This is a genomic window from Pseudoalteromonas issachenkonii (assembly GCF_002310795.1).
Lineage (GTDB): Bacteria > Pseudomonadota > Gammaproteobacteria > Enterobacterales > Alteromonadaceae > Pseudoalteromonas > Pseudoalteromonas tetraodonis.
This window is the reverse complement of the sequence record NZ_CP011030.1, coordinates 96805-114515: the sequence shown is the minus strand read 5'-3', so window position 1 is coordinate 114515 and position 17711 is coordinate 96805. Positions and strand designations below refer to the sequence as shown.

Below are 17711 nucleotides of genomic sequence, written 5' to 3'. Positions count from 1 at the left end.
ATTTGAGGTGGGCTTTTTTTTTGAACTGACTTTTGAACCCACTGAATAGCCTACTCATCTCATCTATTTTTTATCCTGTTTGTTACATGCTTTAATGGTGTTAATCATTACAAAGGCTCTCTGAATATGAAACAATTGCTCACAGCACTCCTATTTACCACCAGCATGACGGTAAGCGCCAACAACAGTGAATTCACTACAAAACAGCTACAACAAGTAGATGAGGTGCGCACCACCGCCCTTAAAAGTGATTTAAGCTATCAATTACTAGAATCACTCACCACTGAAATAGGCCCGCGCCTACCAGGCACCGAAAACGATAAGAAAGCCGTTGCTTGGGCAAAAGCAAAGTTTGATGAATTGGGCTTTGATAAAGTCTGGTTAGAAGAAGCAACCTTCCCTGAATGGCGTCGCTATAGCGAAAGCGGAAAAATACTCACTCCAAGCGAGCAACCTCTGCATTTAACAGCACTGGGTAACAGCATTAGTACCCCCAAAGAGGGGATCAGCGCACCTGTCGTCTTATTCGAAACCCTTGACGAATTAAAAGCTGCACCGGCGAATAGCTTAAAAGGTAAAATTGCTTATATTAATTACCGTATGAACCGTGATATTGACGGCAATGGTTATGGCCCCGCGGTAAAAGCCCGTGCTACCGGAGCAATTGAAGCGGCTAAAAAAGGCGCCGTTGCCTATATGATGCGCTCAGTTAGCACTGGCCACCATCGCTTTGCACATACCGGCGGTAGCTATTATAAAGAAGGGGTAACTAAAATACCTAACGTGACTATTGCCAATCCTGATGCTGACCAAATAGCACGATTAGTCGCATTAAACAAAGACGTGTCGGTTAATATTAATGTACAAACCGAAAACCTAGGCGAGGGCACTGGTTATAACGTCATTGGCCAATTTAATGGTACTGAAAACCCTGAGCAATATGTACTTATTGGTGGACACTTAGATTCGTGGGATTTAGGTACTGGCGCTCTGGATGATGGCGCTGGCGTTGCCTTAACCATGGCAGCAGCAAAGCATATTAGTGATGTAAAACGTCCTAAGCGCAGTATTCGCGTTGTGCTTTTTGCAGCTGAAGAACTCGGCCTTTGGGGCGCAAAAGCGTATTTTGCAAAGCATAAAAATGAGCTTAATAACATTGTGGCTGCTGCAGAGTCTGACTTTGGTGCTGATGTAGTTTATGGCTTTGAATCAAATGTAAACGCAGCTTCACTGCCAGTAGTGCGCGCGATTGCCAAAGAACTTGCGCCATTAAATATTGAATACATTGGCCAAAATGAAGCTAAAGGCGGACCCGATCTCATCCCATTTAAAAATGCAGTTTCTGCACCTATTTTTGAACTGGCACAAGATGGTACTGACTACTTTGATTACCACCATACAGCGGATGACACCCTTGATAAAGTAACCCCCGCTAAACTTCGTCAAAACACCGCTGCTTATGCTGTATTTGCGTTAATGGCCGCCGACGCTAAAACGACCATTAAACCAAAAGCACGCACTAAAGAGTAACAGACATAATTACTTACAGTTTGCTGCTTTAACTAATACGCTCATTGTTTTAACTTAAAGAAAATTAAAACAGGGAGCGTATTTTCATGCTGCTTTTCAATACCAGTCAGTCTTTTCCTCATTTTACACAAGTACAGTGCTGCCCTAATTGCAAAAGTAACAGCTATCACTTAGTTAACCAAAGCCGCTTTTTGCGCTTTACTATTCTTCCTATATTTCCGATAAAGTTGAGCTATAAACGCGAGTGCTATCAATGTGGACATTGTGAGCCTACAAGCATTAAAAAGTTACCCCTGTTCGAAAAGCTAAGCCTACCCAAATACTGTATTGGGTTAGTTTTATTGCTGTGGGTATTGTTATTTTTTTACCAAAAACACCTTAATGCTGAGGCACTAAAACAAAGTTATTTAACCAACCCCAAAGCCTACGATACCTATTTAGTAAAGGCCGATAAATTCACTCATGAACCGTGGACACTGACTAATTTAAAAGTAGCGCAAGTGCTGAGCTTTGATCAGCAATTTATAACGTTTCAGGTGAGTAATTACAGCTATAAGCGCAGCAGCGCTATAACCACAGCAATGCGTGCCAGTTTATTAGTGCAAAGAGATTACTTTTCGTCTAAAACCATCACCCTGCCTCGTAATGAAATAAAACGCTTATACAAGGATGACATTATATTCGACGTACTGCGCCCCTATGCAAATAGTTTATATGGTGGATTTGTGATGTTTCCGCCACAGCCAAAACCTTTATATAAAGGAGTAAAGCTCGATAAAAATAATCAACAAGGAATTATGTACCACAAAGATGGGCAATACGATGAAGCGCTAGAAAGCTTTACTCTTGCAGCGCAAACAGGTTCTCAATGGGGGCAACTAAATCTGGCGCAAATGTATCGCGACGGGCAAGGCACAGAGAAAAACGCCCCACAAGCTATTTATTGGTATAAAAAAGCCATTGCTCAAGGTAATAGCAAAGCTAAACACGAGCTTGAGCAATTATGTAAAAGTGCACAATGTGAATAATGTAAAGTAGCGCGATTACGCCGCGCTACTATGGGTTTTAAAGAGCTTAGTATAGGTTACATGCATAATAACAATAACCAAACCCGCAACCACACCAAGTAAGCCATCAAATACTAAAGGGGCTAGCATCTCACCTACCCCACCTAAAGTTGACTGGGCATAATGTATGATATCAATCTGCGTATGATGCAGTAACTCAACACCATGCACTAAAATTCCACCCCCCACTAAAAACATGGCGATTGTACCTGCAAAGGCTAAAAACTGCATAAGTCGGGGAGCTGCTGCAAGTAGGCCTTTACCCAGTAATTCTTTAAATTTATTCGCAGAGAGTTTTGATTGGTTAAGTAAATACAATCCAGCATCATCAAGTTTTACAATTCCAGCTACCAGTCCATAAACACCAATTGTCATGATGATGGCAATAACACTTAGCACCAGTGCTTGATTCATTAACGTAGCCCCAGCCACAGTCCCTAAGGTAATTACAATAATTTCAGCAGACAGAATAAAGTCAGTACGAATAGCACCTTTTACTTTTTGCCTTTCATATTCAACTAAATCTAACTTTTCATCATCATCTATCGTTTCCTCATGGTGAGGTAAAAAGCGAGCAAATACTTTTTCAGCGCCTTCAAAACATAAAAATAAACCACCCATCATTAAAAGTGGCGTAATTAGCCAAGGCAACCACACACTAATTAATAACGCAGCCGGGACTAATATCGCTTTATTTAAAAACGACCCTTTTGCCACCGCCCATACTACCGGCAGCTCTCTATCGGCAGTGACCCCTGTAACTTGCTGCGCATTGAGCGCCAAGTCATCTCCTAGTACGCCTGCCGTTTTTTTAGTCGCAACTTTACTCATGGTCGCAATATCATCAAGTAAGGTCGTTATATCATCAAGTAATGTTAAGAGGTTAGTGCCAGCCATGATATTCCCTAGCTAAAAATAAGAGCTTAAACATAACGTAAAGCCTTATTTTCACCAACGGTTAATTTAGCTTTGCTAAGCTCTTAATTAACCAAGCGACTAAATAAGTAAAACACAACCTAATGAAACACTACGCCACTACTATTGCTTTAATAGCGCTGGTTGCATGCAATGAGCAACCCATTACAACTAACTACATGTGCGATAACACCGCTGCACAGCTAGATATTATTAGCAACAAACAGGCGACGCTCCGCTTTAATAAGCATGATTATTTATTAACTCATGAGGTGAGTGCTTCTGGTAGCAAATATATTAATACCAAGGTACTGTTTTGGAGTAAGGGCGAGCAAGCTATGCTAATAATTGACGGTAAAAAATATCAATGCATAAGCAATTAACCATTAACTAACAACATATTAAAAAACTTGCTACACTAACAAAAGTCTTAATATTGTTGATAAAGTTATGCATTCTATCGCTATAAAACATAAAATAATTTTAGCCTTTTCAGCTATTGGTCTGTTAATGCTTACCAGCTGCATATTTTTTTACTGGTCACTCCATCAAATCAGTACCACTAACTCGCGCATAGAAACGTTAGCGGTTCCGGTACAGCAAGCGAGTAAAGACCTGCGTTTATCGCTACTTTCAATTACTAAATTTAACGCCATTGCTTACAGCCAAACTAAACTTGATTTACTACTGCAAAATAAAAAGCAAGCACACGCAGAGCAAACACAGTTTTTTAATAAATTAGAGACGCTAAAAGCGCAAGTTGCCAAGCAACAAAGTATGCAAACATTACTTGTTACTATTCATAATGACTTCACTGAGCTAAATACAATAAGCAACGACATGCTGGCAGCAAAAGAGCAACGCTTTAAGGCGCAAAGTACCGCCGCAGCACTGACAGTTACCTTTAATGAACAGCTTCGCGATCTGAGTAACCAATTACTTGATATAGAGCTTATAAACGTAGCAGGCAACCAGCAATCGCTTTTAAATGCAGTCTTTGGCACAGCGACTCGAATTGATGATTTATTATTTACTCTAAACAATAATGTCAAAGGCATCGGGCAAGTAACCACCTCTGAAGATATCAATGCCCACCAACAGGACACTTCTTTTTTACTCGATAATATTCAATCTAATCTTAGTTATTTAGAGCAACAAGCCTCTCCTATTGCAAATAAGCTCAACGCCAATGAGTTAATAGCGGCGTTTAACGATTTAAGCAGCCTATTAAATAATCCTGATGGGCTGTATGCATTGCAGAACACTGTACTCAATAGCAAAGACAAGGTTGATCAGCGGTTTGAAAGTTTTCAACATGCTTTTATCATTATAGAAAATCAGCTAATTGAGCTTAATAAACTTGCAGACACGCGCTTTAACTCCCTGCAAGAGAGCGCTAAGTCAGCAATCAATACCGGCTCTAGCTTAGTTATTATTATTGCTTTTGTTTTAATTGTTTTGCTGGTTATTATTTCAGTGTTTACTACTAACGCCATGCTAAAACCACTTAAAAAGGTGAATAAAGAACTCGCACGCATAGCCTCAGGTGACTTTTCACAGCGTAGTAATCCTCTAAGTAAAGACGAATTTGGTACCTTACTGCATAATACCAATAAGCTTTGTGATGATTTAACTCACCTAATAAAAGGGATCAGTAACGACGCCTACGAACTCGATAATTCAGCCATTCAAACCAGTGAAAAAGGGCAACAAATGACCATCGTTGCTAAGCAACAGCTGGAACGCAGCGCACAAGCAACCTCATTAGCGCAACGTATGCTACAAAGCTCACAAGCCGTTTACGAACAAGCGCAGAGTACCTCAAATGAAATAACGAATGCCTCGCAGTTTGCAAATGATGTCAATGACATTGCAAACAACAATAGCCAAAGTATTGAATCTCTTTTAAGCCGCCTAGATAAAGCAGTTAGCAGCACCGAGGAGCTTGCACAATACACCCAACTGATTGGCGCGATTGTTGATACGATTAGCAGTATTGCAGAGCAAACCAATTTGCTAGCGCTTAATGCGGCCATTGAAGCAGCAAGAGCCGGTGAACATGGTCGAGGATTTGCCGTAGTGGCCGATGAAGTGCGTTCGCTTGCAGCACGAACACAAAGCTCCACTAGCGAAATAACCACCATGATCAACACACTACAACAACATACTCAGACTACCCAAGCTGAAATAAATGATGGTCAACAACAAGCCAAACATTGTGTTGAAAACAGTACTGAACTAAATGCAGCCGTTGAGCGTATCAAAAGCACGTTAGTATCGGTCAATGCAATGAGCAAAGACATTGCCCATGCATCGCATGAACAACTTGCAAACAGCACTGATATACAACAAATAATGGCTAAGGTAACCGATCATGCCACCTTAAATGCCGACAATGCGACGACCCTAGCAAGCGAAAGTGAAGATGTTAACCAACTTGCACACTCTTTAAAAGGTGCGGTAGAGCGCTTTAAGTTTTAAGTGCAAGTAATGACTTGGCTTGCATGAACTGGGTATAATACTTTTAACTTTTTGCTAAGTAACGGCCCACAATGAAATACAAAGATCTACGCGATTTTATCGATTTACTTGAAAAACGAGGCGAATTAAAACGCATCAGCCAAGAAATCGACCCGTATCTTGAGATGACCGAAATTGCCGATCGCACACTGCGTGCTAAAGGCCCCGCTTTATTATTTGAAAACCCGAAAGGGTATGACATGCCTGTTCTAGCTAACTTATTTGGTACACCTAAGCGTGTAGCAATGGGTATGGGCCAAGAAGATGTCAGTGAATTACGAGAAGTTGGTAAGTTATTGGCATTTTTAAAAGAGCCAGAGCCACCGAAAGGCATTAAAGAAGCCCTTGGACAAATTCCGGTATTTAAGCAAGTCCTTAATATGCCAGCCAAAGAAGTAAAAAAAGCGCCCTGCCAACAAGTTATTTTACAAGGTAACGATGTTGATTTAACCAAGCTTCCTATTCAGCATTGCTGGCCTGGTGATGCTGCGCCTTTAATTACTTGGGGTTTAACCGTTACCAAAGGGCCTTATAAAAAGCGTCAAAATTTAGGGATTTACCGCCAGCAGTTACTTGGCAAAAATAAAATTATTATGCGTTGGTTATCTCATCGTGGTGGCGCGCTTGATTTTCAAGAGTGGTGCAAAGAACACCCTGGTGAGCCGTATCCGGTATCAGTGGCATTAGGGGCTGATCCTGCCACAATTTTAGGGGCGGTTACTCCGGTCCCCGATACATTAAGCGAATATGCTTTTGCCGGTTTATTGCGTGGCAGTAAAACGGAAGTGGTTAAGTCTATTTCGAATGATTTACAAGTACCGGCCAGCGCAGAAATCGTGCTTGAAGGGCATATTATGCCAGGTGAAATGGCACCTGAAGGCCCTTATGGCGACCATACGGGTTACTATAATGAAGTCGATGACTTTCCCGTTATGACAGTCACTCATATTACTCATCGTAAAGACCCTATTTATCACAGTACCTTTACGGGTCGTCCGCCTGATGAGCCAGCTATTTTAGGGGTGGCTTTAAACGAAGTATTTGTGCCAATTTTACAAAAACAGTTTCCAGAAATCGTTGATTTTTATTTACCGCCAGAGGGCTGCTCGTACCGTATGGCCGTGGTTACGATGAAAAAACAATACCCCGGGCACGCCAAGCGCGTAATGATGGGGGTTTGGTCATTCCTACGACAGTTTATGTACACTAAATTTGTTATTGTCTGCGACGATGACATTAACGCCCGAGATTGGAACGATGTAATATGGGCTATTACTACCCGTATGGATCCTGCACGCGACACCACGTTAATTGAAAACACGCCAATAGACTATTTAGACTTTGCATCGCCTGTCTCTGGCCTTGGTTCAAAAATGGGCATGGATGCAACCAACAAATGGCCTGGCGAAACAACCCGTGAGTGGGGCGAACCTATTGTTATGGATCAAGCCACTAAAGATCGCGTTGATGAACTTTGGGATAGCCTAGGTATTCTTTAACGACTTTGGTCTAGGCTATAAACTCACCCTGCGGATATGCTACTATTGCTCAAATAAAGTGCGTATCCGCTAATTTAAGGTAAAACATGCAAACATTACACGCTGACGTTGTTTCTATCAGTCCACTAACAGAATTTGTTCATAAAGTTATTTTAAAGCCGCAGCAACCCGTCACATTTGAAGCTGGCCAATATTTACAATTGGTTTTAGGTGAAAAAGATAAACGTGCGTTTTCAATTGCAAGCCGTCCTTCACAAACGGATGCTTTAGAATTACATATTGGTGCTTCAGTTGCTGACTCATATGCTATGCAATCGCTAGAGCACCTTCGTAGTGCCCACAATAATAATCAAACAGTGACTATTGAAGCGGGCTTAGGTGTTTCTCAACTACGTTTGCAGTGCGAGCGCCCCATTATTTTACTTGCTGGCGGCACAGGCTTCTCTTACGCAAAATCAATGGCCGATCACCTTGCTGAAATAAATTGTCAGCGCCCAGTGCTATTTTATTGGGGTGTTAAAGAAGAGTCTGCGCTGTATGCACACAGCGAAATGAAAACTTGGGCAGATAGTCATAAGCACTTCGAATTTATTCCTGTGGTAGAAAATCCTACTGACAGCTGGACTGGCCATACTGGTTATGTGCATAAAGCGGTAATGGACGATATCATCTCGCTTGAACCTTACGATATTTACATGGCAGGTCGTTTTGACATGATAGGCATAGTGCGCGATGACTTTATTAGCCACGGTGCCATTCGCGAAAACATGTACGCGGATGCATTTGCTTTTATAAAATAACAGCAAATGCATCATTTTTAAGGCACCTTAGGGTGCCTTAATTGTTTTTATTGCCCGCCATTACCGCTGCGATGATTGTTATTACCTATTAAACTCATCAACATAAACAATTTCCTAAAATCCAATCTATAAACCATACTTTGTATAGAACATTCAGCGGGAGAAACCTAAATGCTAAATACAAAAGTAAAAGATTTTATGCAACACAAGTTGCCTCATATCACCCCTAATACAGAAATGACGACCGCCATTGCAGAACTACAAAAATTTAAATTGCTTGGTGCCCCAGTATTTGACGATAACAAGTTGCTAGTAGGTTTTATCTCTGAGCAAGAGCTACTTAAACCCCTAATGCAAAGCAGTTATTTTTGTGACGGTATGGTAAAAGTATCGCAGTTGATGCAAACAGAAGTTGTGACGGTCAGCGGTGATACCAATATCATGGAATTAGCAGAACAAATGCAACCCGGTAAGCCAAAGAATTACCCTGTGGTTGATGGTGACGTTGTAGTTGGCATGATCAGCCGTGCCGATATTTTAAAAGCACTTTATGATAATTACGTTAGCTGCCAAACTCACATATAGACAAAAATGCCACTGTAAACAGTGGCATTTTTTTATAGTACAGGTGATTAACGCTGTGCGACTTTGGTTTTGAGTGCCTGTTTATCTGCATCACTTAAATACGCAATCTCAAGTGCATTGGCTTGCGCTTTTTCCATATCAGCTTGCGATAAACCAGCTTGTGGCGCTGCAGTTGCGTATTCGTACTCAATTTCAATCCCTTCAACAGCCGGATCATCGGTATTAATGCTGGCCAAAATGCCATGATCTAAAAACTGTTTAAGCGGATGCTTAGTTAAATCATTCACTGTGCTGGTTTGAATATTACTGGTTAAGCACGATTCAATACCAATACGGTTATCACGTAAATAATCCATTAGCGTTGAGTCTTCAATCGCTTTAACGCCATGCCCTATTCTGCTTGCGCCAAGCTCGTTTAATGCTTGCCAAATACTTGCAGCACCCAATGCTTCGCCAGCATGCACAGTAACCGCTAAATATGCATCGCGTACTTGTTTAAAGTGATCAACAAACAGTTCACCAGGGTAACCAATTTCGTCACCCGCTAAATCAACCGCGACCAAATCATTTTTAAAAGCAAGTAAAGCATCCAGCTCGTGTTGACAGGTTTTAACACCGTAAGTACGAGATAAAATACCAATTAAGTTTGCTTTAATATCAGCATCTTTTGTTGCACTTTTAATACCATCAACCACGGCTTCAACAACGCCCTGAGGATGTAAACCTTGGCTTTGTGCCATGTAGTAAGGGCTAAAACGTAGTTCTACGTAATCAAGGCCTTGCGCTTGTGCATCTTCAATGTTTTCTATTGCAATTCGTCTACAGGCATCATAATCACCCAGTACCGTGACCCCCCAATCAAGCTTTTGTAAAAATGCCATTAGGTTTGGCTCAGGATCAATAACTTGAACATGAGGAATAAGTGCCTCAACATTATCTGCTGGTAAAGCTATATTAAACTGACGACCAAGTTCTAGTATGGTTTGCGCGCGTACATTCCCATCTAAGTGACGGTGAATATCTAGCAAAGGTATTTTTCTATTAATCATAGTAGCTACTCGGTTGAGTTAAAATTGCGCGAATGATACGCAGGTACAGTAATATTTCAAGTGTAGAATATTTAAAATGGCGCTTGGAGGTCTTATGTCTGCCTTTTGTACAAAAATAACTGTTACTTATCTAAGCGAGATAAATAATACCAAAGCGTTTTAAATAGCTCATCAGCTTCAATAGGCTTGGTCATGTAGCTATCCATTCCAGAGGCAATCGCTTTTTGAGCGTCTTGTTCGTGAGCGTTGGCGGATAAACCAATAATAGGTAAATCAAAAAAACCTAACTCATTACGAATCACTTTTGTTGCTTGTAAACCATCCATATTAGGCATTTGAATATCCATTAATACTAGGTCGTAGTTTTTTTCGCTAAGCATCGCAATCGCTTCTAAGCCATCATTTGCGATATCAGCAATACCGTGTTTAGTTTCTAAAATAGCACTTACAACATGTTGGTTTAATGGGTTGTCTTCCACTATAAGTAATTGATATTTTTCTAAAGAAATATTACTGACATCAATTTTTGATAAAGCATCAGCACTGTATTTGGCTTTTGGCAGCGATGAATGAACTGGTAAGCTAAAAGTAAACGTAGATCCATGCCCCTCACTGCTTTTTAAATCAATAGCCCCTCCCATCAATTCGACCAATTTTTTACAAATACTCAAACCTAAACCAGTACCACCGTACTGACGCGACGTTGAGCTATCTGCTTGAGAAAAGGGTTTAAAAAGCTGTTTTTGAGCTGCAGAGCTAATGCCAATCCCGGTATCGTTAACGCTAAAGTATGTCATTTTTGATGATTGCCAAATCTTTAACGTAATACAGCCCTTTGCGGTAAATTTTACTGCATTATTTAATAAATTAAGCAGAATTTGCTTTAAACGAATAGGATCGGTATTGAGAATTAAATGCGCATCGCTGTCATACTCTAATTTTAAAGAAAGCGATTTACTCTCCACCTCAAATTGCATTAAACCGACGATGTCTTCGGCTAATTGTTTGAGGTTCACAGGCTCTTGCATTAACTCAAGCTTACCGGCTTCCATTTTAGAAAAATCGAGTACATCGTTTAACACTCTTAATAATACACTTAGAGCACCATCAGCTTGCTCTATATAGCCTTTTGCTTGCTGCCAATCCTGTTGTTGTAGCGCTAAATAGTGCATACCCTTTATGCCATTTATTGGCGTGCGTATTTCATGACTCATGTTGGCTAAAAACTGACTTTTTATAGCACTGGCTTCATCGGCCTTTTGTTTTTCTTGGCGTAGCGTGAGTGTTTGCTTTGCCACTTGTTCGCGAATCCGAATATTGGTAGCCGTCACAGAGATCAAAAATATAATCAACAACCACACAAATAACATACCCACTATTTGCGCTAGCCAGTATATGAGCCACGATGATTTTAAAACGGGTTGATGCAGCTCAATGCGCCACATTCGCTGACCAATTAACAACTGATATTTTTTTAGTAACACCATAGAATGATGCTCTGCAATATAAAGTGCCTGCTGTTTTTCAGCATTATTAATATCAAAAAAACTAATCGCAATACGCTCATTAGAGTCAAACGACAGCGACTTAGAAAGTTTAGCTAAGCTAACCACGGCAACAACAAATCCTTTAAAATCGCCTTCTGTTACCACATTTCCAAAAACGGGATACATAAAAAATACACTTAATTCTTCGTTATTCGGTATCAGTGCTGTCGGTTCACTGATCACCAATTCATTAAGTACTTTAGATTTAGTGAGTGCTGTGCGTACTTGCTCGTTTGAACCTAAATCAAACCCAACAATATCTTTCATTCCCCTAAGTGGGTTTATATATTTTACGGGGTAATAGAGCTCTCGATAGGGGGCTTTTTGCCATTGCCCATTCGCTGATTTTTGTTTGATAAACGGGTTTTCGCTATCAACTTGCTCAATCCATGATTGATACTCGGCACGAGAATCATCAGTAATCGCAGGAACCCATTTAAAAGCAAGTATTTCTTCACTGTAGCTTAATTGTTTAGCTGTAAACTGCGTAAACTCACTAAAACTAACATCTTCACTATTTGCTAAAAAACCACTTAATAAAGATAGATGCGCAATGATCTCATCTAACTTTTGATTTATAGCGCTTTGAGTCGCAAGCACTTTCGTTTCTTGCTTTTGAGTGTCTTTTTGTTTTTTTACACTCGCTGCACCATAAAAACTAATACTAATAATCGCATAAATAAGTAATGCAGGAACAATAACTTGTAGTCGATGGCGCATTTCAGAATAGTGAAATACAGCTAATAGCAATGGGGTAAAAATTAATACGCCAATGCTGTCACCTATCCACCAAGTAATAAAATTATCCAGCGCATTCGCAGCAGGGATGATCTGGTTAAATACTAATAAACTCGTGCCAGCAATAGCGCCTATAACACAGCAGACAGGACCTGCAATTACTAAGCTTTGAATACTTAATTTTAACGATGAAAGGTCTAGAGGGGCTTTTATTACTTTTGTAATTATTTGCGCGCCAAGCCATGCTTGCAAAAAAGCAGCGAAGCTGAGGCCCACTGCATGTAACAAAATTTGCCAGTTTAAAATATCTGTAACATGGTCTAAATGAATTAAATTAATCAGTAAAGAACCAGCAATAATGCCTAAGTAAGCGCGATGGCGCCATAATAAAAAACTGGCTAGTGCAATGCCTGCAGGTGGCCAAGAAGCCACGGCATAACCGTCAACTGCGAGTAATAAATTACTAAGATAACCAGTAAAAAAATAAGCGCATGCAAGACTAAAAGAGAGTGTAAACACATTTTTCATAGCCTTCGCTCCTGCGCTTTTAATTATTGATTTATAAAATATAATCCATTATTGATAGAGCACAAGCGCCTTATCTAATTGTGCGCTGTGTTTATAGCTTAGTATAGCTTGTTGTCGATACTGTGATTTGTTATCACTATTAAGCGCTTTGTCGAATACTCGTGCAGCTAAATCATAATCACCTTGGGCATTCGCTAAACACGCCAATGCTAATAATAACGCGTTATTGTGCTCATCTTTTTTCAACCGTTCTTGAATGCTTGATTGCAGCTTGTAAGCATTACTTGGCGCAGCTTCACGTAAAATGTCGGCAAGCTCAGTGTGGTGCTTAGCGTGTTTGAGCATTTTAATTAACTCGTTTTCAATACTCGCCAACTGCCCTGTTTTTGCCATTTGAGTTAAGTACGCAGTGTGCGCATGTGCTTGCAATTTCTTACCTAATTGCTGGTACTTACTGGTTAGCTCATCACTCGCTTGAGCAGCAAAATAAGCTAAAAACACCTGCTGCCACTGCTTATCGCTCAATGCATCTTTACGTAATAAGCGCGGTAAAAAGTCTTCTAATATTTTAAAGTGCTGCTGTTGCACCAACACTTCAGTGTACAGTTTAAGCTCAAGTACCGTGGCTTTTTTAGATTCAGCCGCCATCCGTATTTGCGGTTCAATAACACTGCTGTCGCCACTGGCTAACCATAGTTTAGCCACTTTTAGTTGCTGCTCAGGGCTTATTTCAAACAAGTATTCCAGCGCTTTATCGGGTTGATTATTTGCCAGTGCAGCTTTTGCTAGTAACGCCAAACGTATGTCTAAAAATTTAGCTGGCACACTGTTACTTGATAACGCGCTTTCCACTTGCGCGTAATCGTCATTAATCAAACTCCAAAGTGCTTGCTCTATAGCCGCATGCTTGCGCTCTTGGCTGCGAGCAAAAAATCCATGTTTGGTATTTCTGTAAATAGATAAACAGTAGCGTACGAATTTGTAAGTTAAATACAAAGCTGCTGCGCTCAGTGCCGCCATAATACAAAACGAAACAATCGTACCTTCTATGGTGGTGTTATTAAATGAAATCAGTACATAGCCTTTTTCATCTAACACGAAAGGAGTGATCGCTAATACCAATACAATAGCGACAATAAAAATGATCAACCCTATCATTGTGCCCACTCCTTAACTTGCTCAGTACTTTGCAATGTCACCTCAGGGTTAAAGTTAAGCGGCTCTTTTTCAAGGTTTACTAAAGTTTGTAGTACCACTTTTGTGGCATTATCATCTTGCTTAAAGTATTCATTAACCAAACGTTTTGTGTCGTTTAAGGCGCTAAAATAGATGCTGGCTTGCTTGCTCATTAGCGCATCTTGCGCCTGAGTAATATTGAGCTTTATGCGCTGATTAATCAGGTGGCGCTCTCTATCAGTTAATAGCGGCTCTATTAATACCCCTTCGTGATGGCGAATTGTAATAAAGCTATCAACTATTTTATTCCAGCTATTTCGGATGTTTTGCTGCCAATCACTCATATTTTCAGAGAGCGCGTTTTCGTCAGTTACTGACGCTTCTTCTGGCAAATTAACCGCATTAAATACCAAGTTATCGATACGATCTCTTACACTATTTAACTGTAAGTAAATCGCCTCTGTTGCAACGGGTTTAATGCTATCGAGTGTTTGTATGTCTTGTATAATTGCTTGGCGCAACTCAAGCGTGCCTGGGTGGTCGCTTAAAAGTGAATCTAAACGTTTAAGCACTGCACTTGTGCCTTGGTAATCTTGTTCAGCCCACAATTTAAATTCAGCCATGCGTTGTAAGCTAGTCACTTCTTGTGGGTTTAATGTGTTACCACTTTGCTGCACTTTTTGCAGTGCTGCTTTTAATGCTTGCTGATTTTTTACAGAGTTTTCATTGAGCGCCATAGCAATTTGCTCTTCGCTCTTTTGTAACGCTTGCTGTAGACTGAGTTGCTCAGACTTAAGCGCTTGCAGCTCTTGCTGCAATATCTTATTTTGCTCTGTTAATGCATTAACCGCTAAATTTTGCACTTTACCGGCATTGAGCTTTTGATAAAACTCATAACCCACGCCACTGGCAACAAGTAACGAAATCACCAACGCTAAACTGCCCACCTTACTCACTTTATGGGTATTATTTTGCGTTTGATTATTGGCTTTTGCAGTGTCGTTTTTAGCGGTATTAGACGTGTTATTGGCTATTGGTTGCGCTGCTGCTTTTTCTACTTTTGACGTCGCTGACTGTTCACTCATTTTGCTACCTTGCTGATTAATGCAGGCAAACATAGCGTGGTCGCTAGCCCCTGCCGCAGTATGTATATGTGTCGAATTTATTTTTTGCTGTTGTAAATAATCGCCAATACGCTCACTGGCAACATAAAATTCGCACTGTTGTAACCATGTTAGTTGCGCCGCGGTAAGGGTATTAAAAATGGCATCAACGGCGGCATTACTAGTAATGACTATACCGTGTACATTCTGGCTTTGCCAGTGGTCTATCCAGTCAGCGGGTTGTTGCGCTGCCGGCTCACGCTGATACACCACACAATTATTTAAAAAAGCACCGCGTTGTTTTAAGGTTTTTGCTATCTCAGGCCGCCCACCAATACCTTTAACCAACACGATATTACTGCCATCAACCTCAGCCAATGACTTAAGCGCCAGCAACCCCTCAGAATCATGTTGTTTTGGCAAAGCAGCACGTACACCAAATACTTCATAAATGGTGTCGGCTGTTTGTTGGCCAACACCATAAAACTGCGCTTTGGTGTTAATTGCAGGCTTAAGCGCACTCAGTGCATGTACTGCATCTTGCGAAACAAAAATAATTTTGTCGGCATTAACCAACGGGCTTAGCTCAACGCTGGTTGGGGTTAAATACGTTATTTTTAGAACAGGACATAAAGACGCTTGATAACCCGCTTGCTCAAGTTGCTGTGCAAGGGCTGCGCCTTTTCCTTCGGGCCGAGTTATCAAGATGTGTTTCATTATGCGTCTCGATATACGTCAGCAAGGATTTTATCTGCGCCTTGTGCTAAGAGTTTTTTAGCCAGCTCAACTCCTAATTTTTCCGCATCATCAACATGCCCACTAATTTCATCGCGTAAAATTTCGCTGCCATCAATCGCCCCAACTAAACCACGTAAATGCACTTGCTCACCATCAACCAATGCATAAGCACCAATCGGAACTTGGCAGCCCCCTTCTAAGTGGCGGTTCATTGCGCGCTCGGCATTAACACGAATACGAGTTTCACTGTGCTCCAGCGGAGCTAATAAGGCTTTAGTAACTTCATCATTTATACGGCATTCAATACCGACAGCACCTTGACCATTAGCAGGTAACGACACTTCTGGCTCAATAAAGTCACGAATACGTTCACCCATTTCTAAACGAATTAGCCCAGCCGCTGCGAGTATAATCGCATCGTATTGACCACTATCAAGCTTTGCTAAACGTGTATTTACATTGCCACGTAAGTCACGAATTTCTAAATCTGGACGCAACGCTCTGATTTGGCATTGGCGACGTAAACTTGAGGTGCCAACAATGGCGCCTTGCGGTAACGCATCAATATTGGCAAAATTATTTGAGACAAACGCGTCACGCGGGTCTTCACGCTCACAAATAACGTGTAACTCTAAATCATCTGGAAATTCGACTGGCACGTCTTTCATTGAATGCACTGCAATGTCTGCTCGCCCATCAAGCATGGCTTGTTCTAGTTCTTTTACAAATAAGCCTTTACCACCAATTTTAGCCAGTGGTGTATCTAAAATAATGTCACCTTGAGTCGACATAGGCACCAGCTCTACACGCACGTCATCGTGAAAATGCTCTAGCTGCGCTTTTACAAATTCAGCCTGCCACAGTGCCAATGCACTTTTACGAGTAGCAATGCGAACTAACTTTGTTTTTTCAGTCATAAAATATCCATTAATAATTACTGGGGTCTGTTGACCTTCCAGGATTAAAACCTGTTCTATCTGAGGGCGATTTAATCAGCTAAAATTCTAAATTCTTTTTGCGCAATGAGTAAACCTCGCTCATCAACCACATCAACGCGCCAATTCCCTAGCTGGGAATCCATAATATTTTTAGTTGAGTAAGTTCGGTAGCGCGGAGAAGTAACTTTGAGCGACACTTCCGCCATCACTTCGCCTTCAAATAACCAAATATGCTTTACCTGCTGACCTTGTAAGTTTTTAAGCTCACTAAAAAATGACAATGATTCTTCAAATTGGCTTAAACGCACATCGGCGGCAAATACATTGGTTGGTTCACGATTACTCACACTGCGCGTCAATACGGCGCGGCTAATAGTAGCTGTATCTATTTTGGCACCAATGGCCACACTCGCAACTTGTGCTGATTCAGCAAATACTTTTTGCTCAGCCGGTTTTTCACTGGCCGTTTCGGTTTCAGGCGTTTGGTTATCTGTTGCAGCCATGGCTGCTTCTTCAGGCTCAGCAGTGATCGTTGGCTCTACTTCTTGCTCAATAATACTTTGTTGAACTTCAGGCTCTGATGTTACTTGTTCGGTAATAGGAGCTGGTTTTTGCTCATCTGGGGAAAGGATTTTAGGTGCTGCAATTGCGACACTGCTCAGCAGCTCCTCATCAGCATCTGTTGCGTTTTCACTCTCTGCTGATGCTGCAGTATCATCGCTTAACGACACAATTGCTGTTTGTTGCTCAGTAGAATCGAGCTGCTCATTAGGATGCGGCGCCCCTTGATCAGCATTCACAGCGCTAGACAGGCCGTAAATAACCGCTGCAGAGGTCATAATCACCAACATAGAAATACTCACAATCCGACGCCAATGCCACTCATAGCTCACGCTGGGTTCGCTAACCTGTGGTTCACGTTTTACATTTGCTGTTATTACTATTTTTTGACTCATTTTGACCCTCAGCGGCTCCTAA

14 protein-coding genes are annotated in these 17711 nt (G+C 41.1%); 7 read left to right on the top strand and 7 right to left on the bottom strand.

Annotated features, from left to right (window positions below; translation table 11 throughout):
* The first annotated feature begins 126 nt into the window (after window positions 1-126).
* Window positions 127-1530, top strand: a complete 1404-nt coding sequence (locus PISS_RS00570; RefSeq protein ID WP_058153985.1) for a M20/M25/M40 family metallo-hydrolase — start codon at window positions 127-129, stop codon at window positions 1528-1530.
* A gap of 86 nt (window positions 1531-1616) precedes the next feature.
* Complete coding sequence (locus PISS_RS00565; RefSeq protein WP_058153984.1) at window positions 1617-2558, top strand: tetratricopeptide repeat protein; 942 nt, start codon at window positions 1617-1619, stop codon at window positions 2556-2558.
* A gap of 15 nt (window positions 2559-2573) precedes the next feature.
* On the opposite strand, the gene PISS_RS00560 is transcribed toward PISS_RS00565, so the two are convergent.
* Window positions 2574-3494 (bottom strand): DUF808 domain-containing protein, encoded by a 921-nt coding sequence (locus PISS_RS00560; RefSeq protein ID WP_058153983.1) that lies wholly within the window; start codon window positions 3492-3494, stop codon window positions 2574-2576.
* 122 nt (window positions 3495-3616) lie between these two features.
* Here PISS_RS00560 and PISS_RS00555 point away from each other — a divergent pair, with 122 nt between their 5' ends.
* The 5 genes from PISS_RS00555 to PISS_RS00535 all read left to right on the top strand — a co-directional run bounded on the left by PISS_RS00555 (window position 3617) and on the right by PISS_RS00535 (window position 8916).
* A complete protein-coding gene (locus tag PISS_RS00555; RefSeq protein WP_058153982.1) occupies window positions 3617-3895 on the top strand; it encodes an MliC family protein in 279 nt (92 codons plus the stop codon).
* A 67-nt stretch (window positions 3896-3962) separates the two neighbouring features.
* Window positions 3963-5993 (top strand): methyl-accepting chemotaxis protein, encoded by a 2031-nt coding sequence (locus tag PISS_RS00550; protein ID WP_033103674.1) that lies wholly within the window; start codon window positions 3963-3965, stop codon window positions 5991-5993.
* Window positions 5994-6064: 71 nt separating this feature from the next.
* Window positions 6065-7531: a 4-hydroxy-3-polyprenylbenzoate decarboxylase gene (gene ubiD / locus PISS_RS00545; RefSeq protein WP_033103673.1), complete on the top strand. Its 1467-nt coding sequence runs from the start codon at window positions 6065-6067 to the stop codon at window positions 7529-7531.
* 86 nt (window positions 7532-7617) lie between these two features.
* Window positions 7618-8331 carry an NAD(P)H-flavin reductase gene (gene fre, locus PISS_RS00540; protein WP_058153981.1) on the top strand — a complete coding sequence of 238 codons (714 nt, stop codon included), beginning with the start codon at window positions 7618-7620 and terminating at the stop codon, window positions 8329-8331.
* A gap of 171 nt (window positions 8332-8502) precedes the next feature.
* Entirely contained in the window at window positions 8503-8916 is a 414-nt protein-coding gene (locus PISS_RS00535) for a CBS domain-containing protein (RefSeq protein ID WP_013463737.1), read from the top strand.
* Window positions 8917-8963: 47 nt separating this feature from the next.
* Here the strand turns inward: PISS_RS00535 and add are convergent, their stop codons facing one another.
* From add to PISS_RS00505, 6 genes are all read right to left on the bottom strand, one after another.
* On the bottom strand, window positions 8964-9965 hold the full coding sequence (gene add / locus PISS_RS00530; protein WP_024601988.1) for an adenosine deaminase: 1002 nt from the start codon (window positions 9963-9965) through the stop codon (window positions 8964-8966).
* A gap of 122 nt (window positions 9966-10087) precedes the next feature.
* Window positions 10088-12778 carry an ATP-binding protein gene (locus PISS_RS00525; RefSeq protein ID WP_058153980.1) on the bottom strand — a complete coding sequence of 897 codons (2691 nt, stop codon included), beginning with the start codon at window positions 12776-12778 and terminating at the stop codon, window positions 10088-10090.
* 48 nt (window positions 12779-12826) lie between these two features.
* On the bottom strand, window positions 12827-13936 hold the full coding sequence (locus PISS_RS00520; protein ID WP_058153979.1) for a heme biosynthesis HemY N-terminal domain-containing protein: 1110 nt from the start codon (window positions 13934-13936) through the stop codon (window positions 12827-12829).
* Window positions 13933-15774 (bottom strand): uroporphyrinogen-III synthase, encoded by a 1842-nt coding sequence (locus tag PISS_RS00515; protein WP_058153978.1) that lies wholly within the window; start codon window positions 15772-15774, stop codon window positions 13933-13935. The genes PISS_RS00520 and PISS_RS00515 overlap by 4 nt, the downstream gene beginning before the upstream one ends.
* The gene (gene hemC / locus PISS_RS00510) at window positions 15774-16712 is read right to left on the bottom strand and encodes a hydroxymethylbilane synthase (RefSeq protein ID WP_013463732.1); all 939 of its coding nucleotides are present in this window, start codon (window positions 16710-16712) and stop codon (window positions 15774-15776) included. The genes PISS_RS00515 and hemC overlap by 1 nt, the downstream gene beginning before the upstream one ends.
* Window positions 16713-16783: 71 nt before the next feature.
* Complete coding sequence (locus PISS_RS00505; protein ID WP_028834864.1) at window positions 16784-17689, bottom strand: DUF2914 domain-containing protein; 906 nt, start codon at window positions 17687-17689, stop codon at window positions 16784-16786.
* Between the last annotated feature and the right edge of the window lie 22 nt (window positions 17690-17711).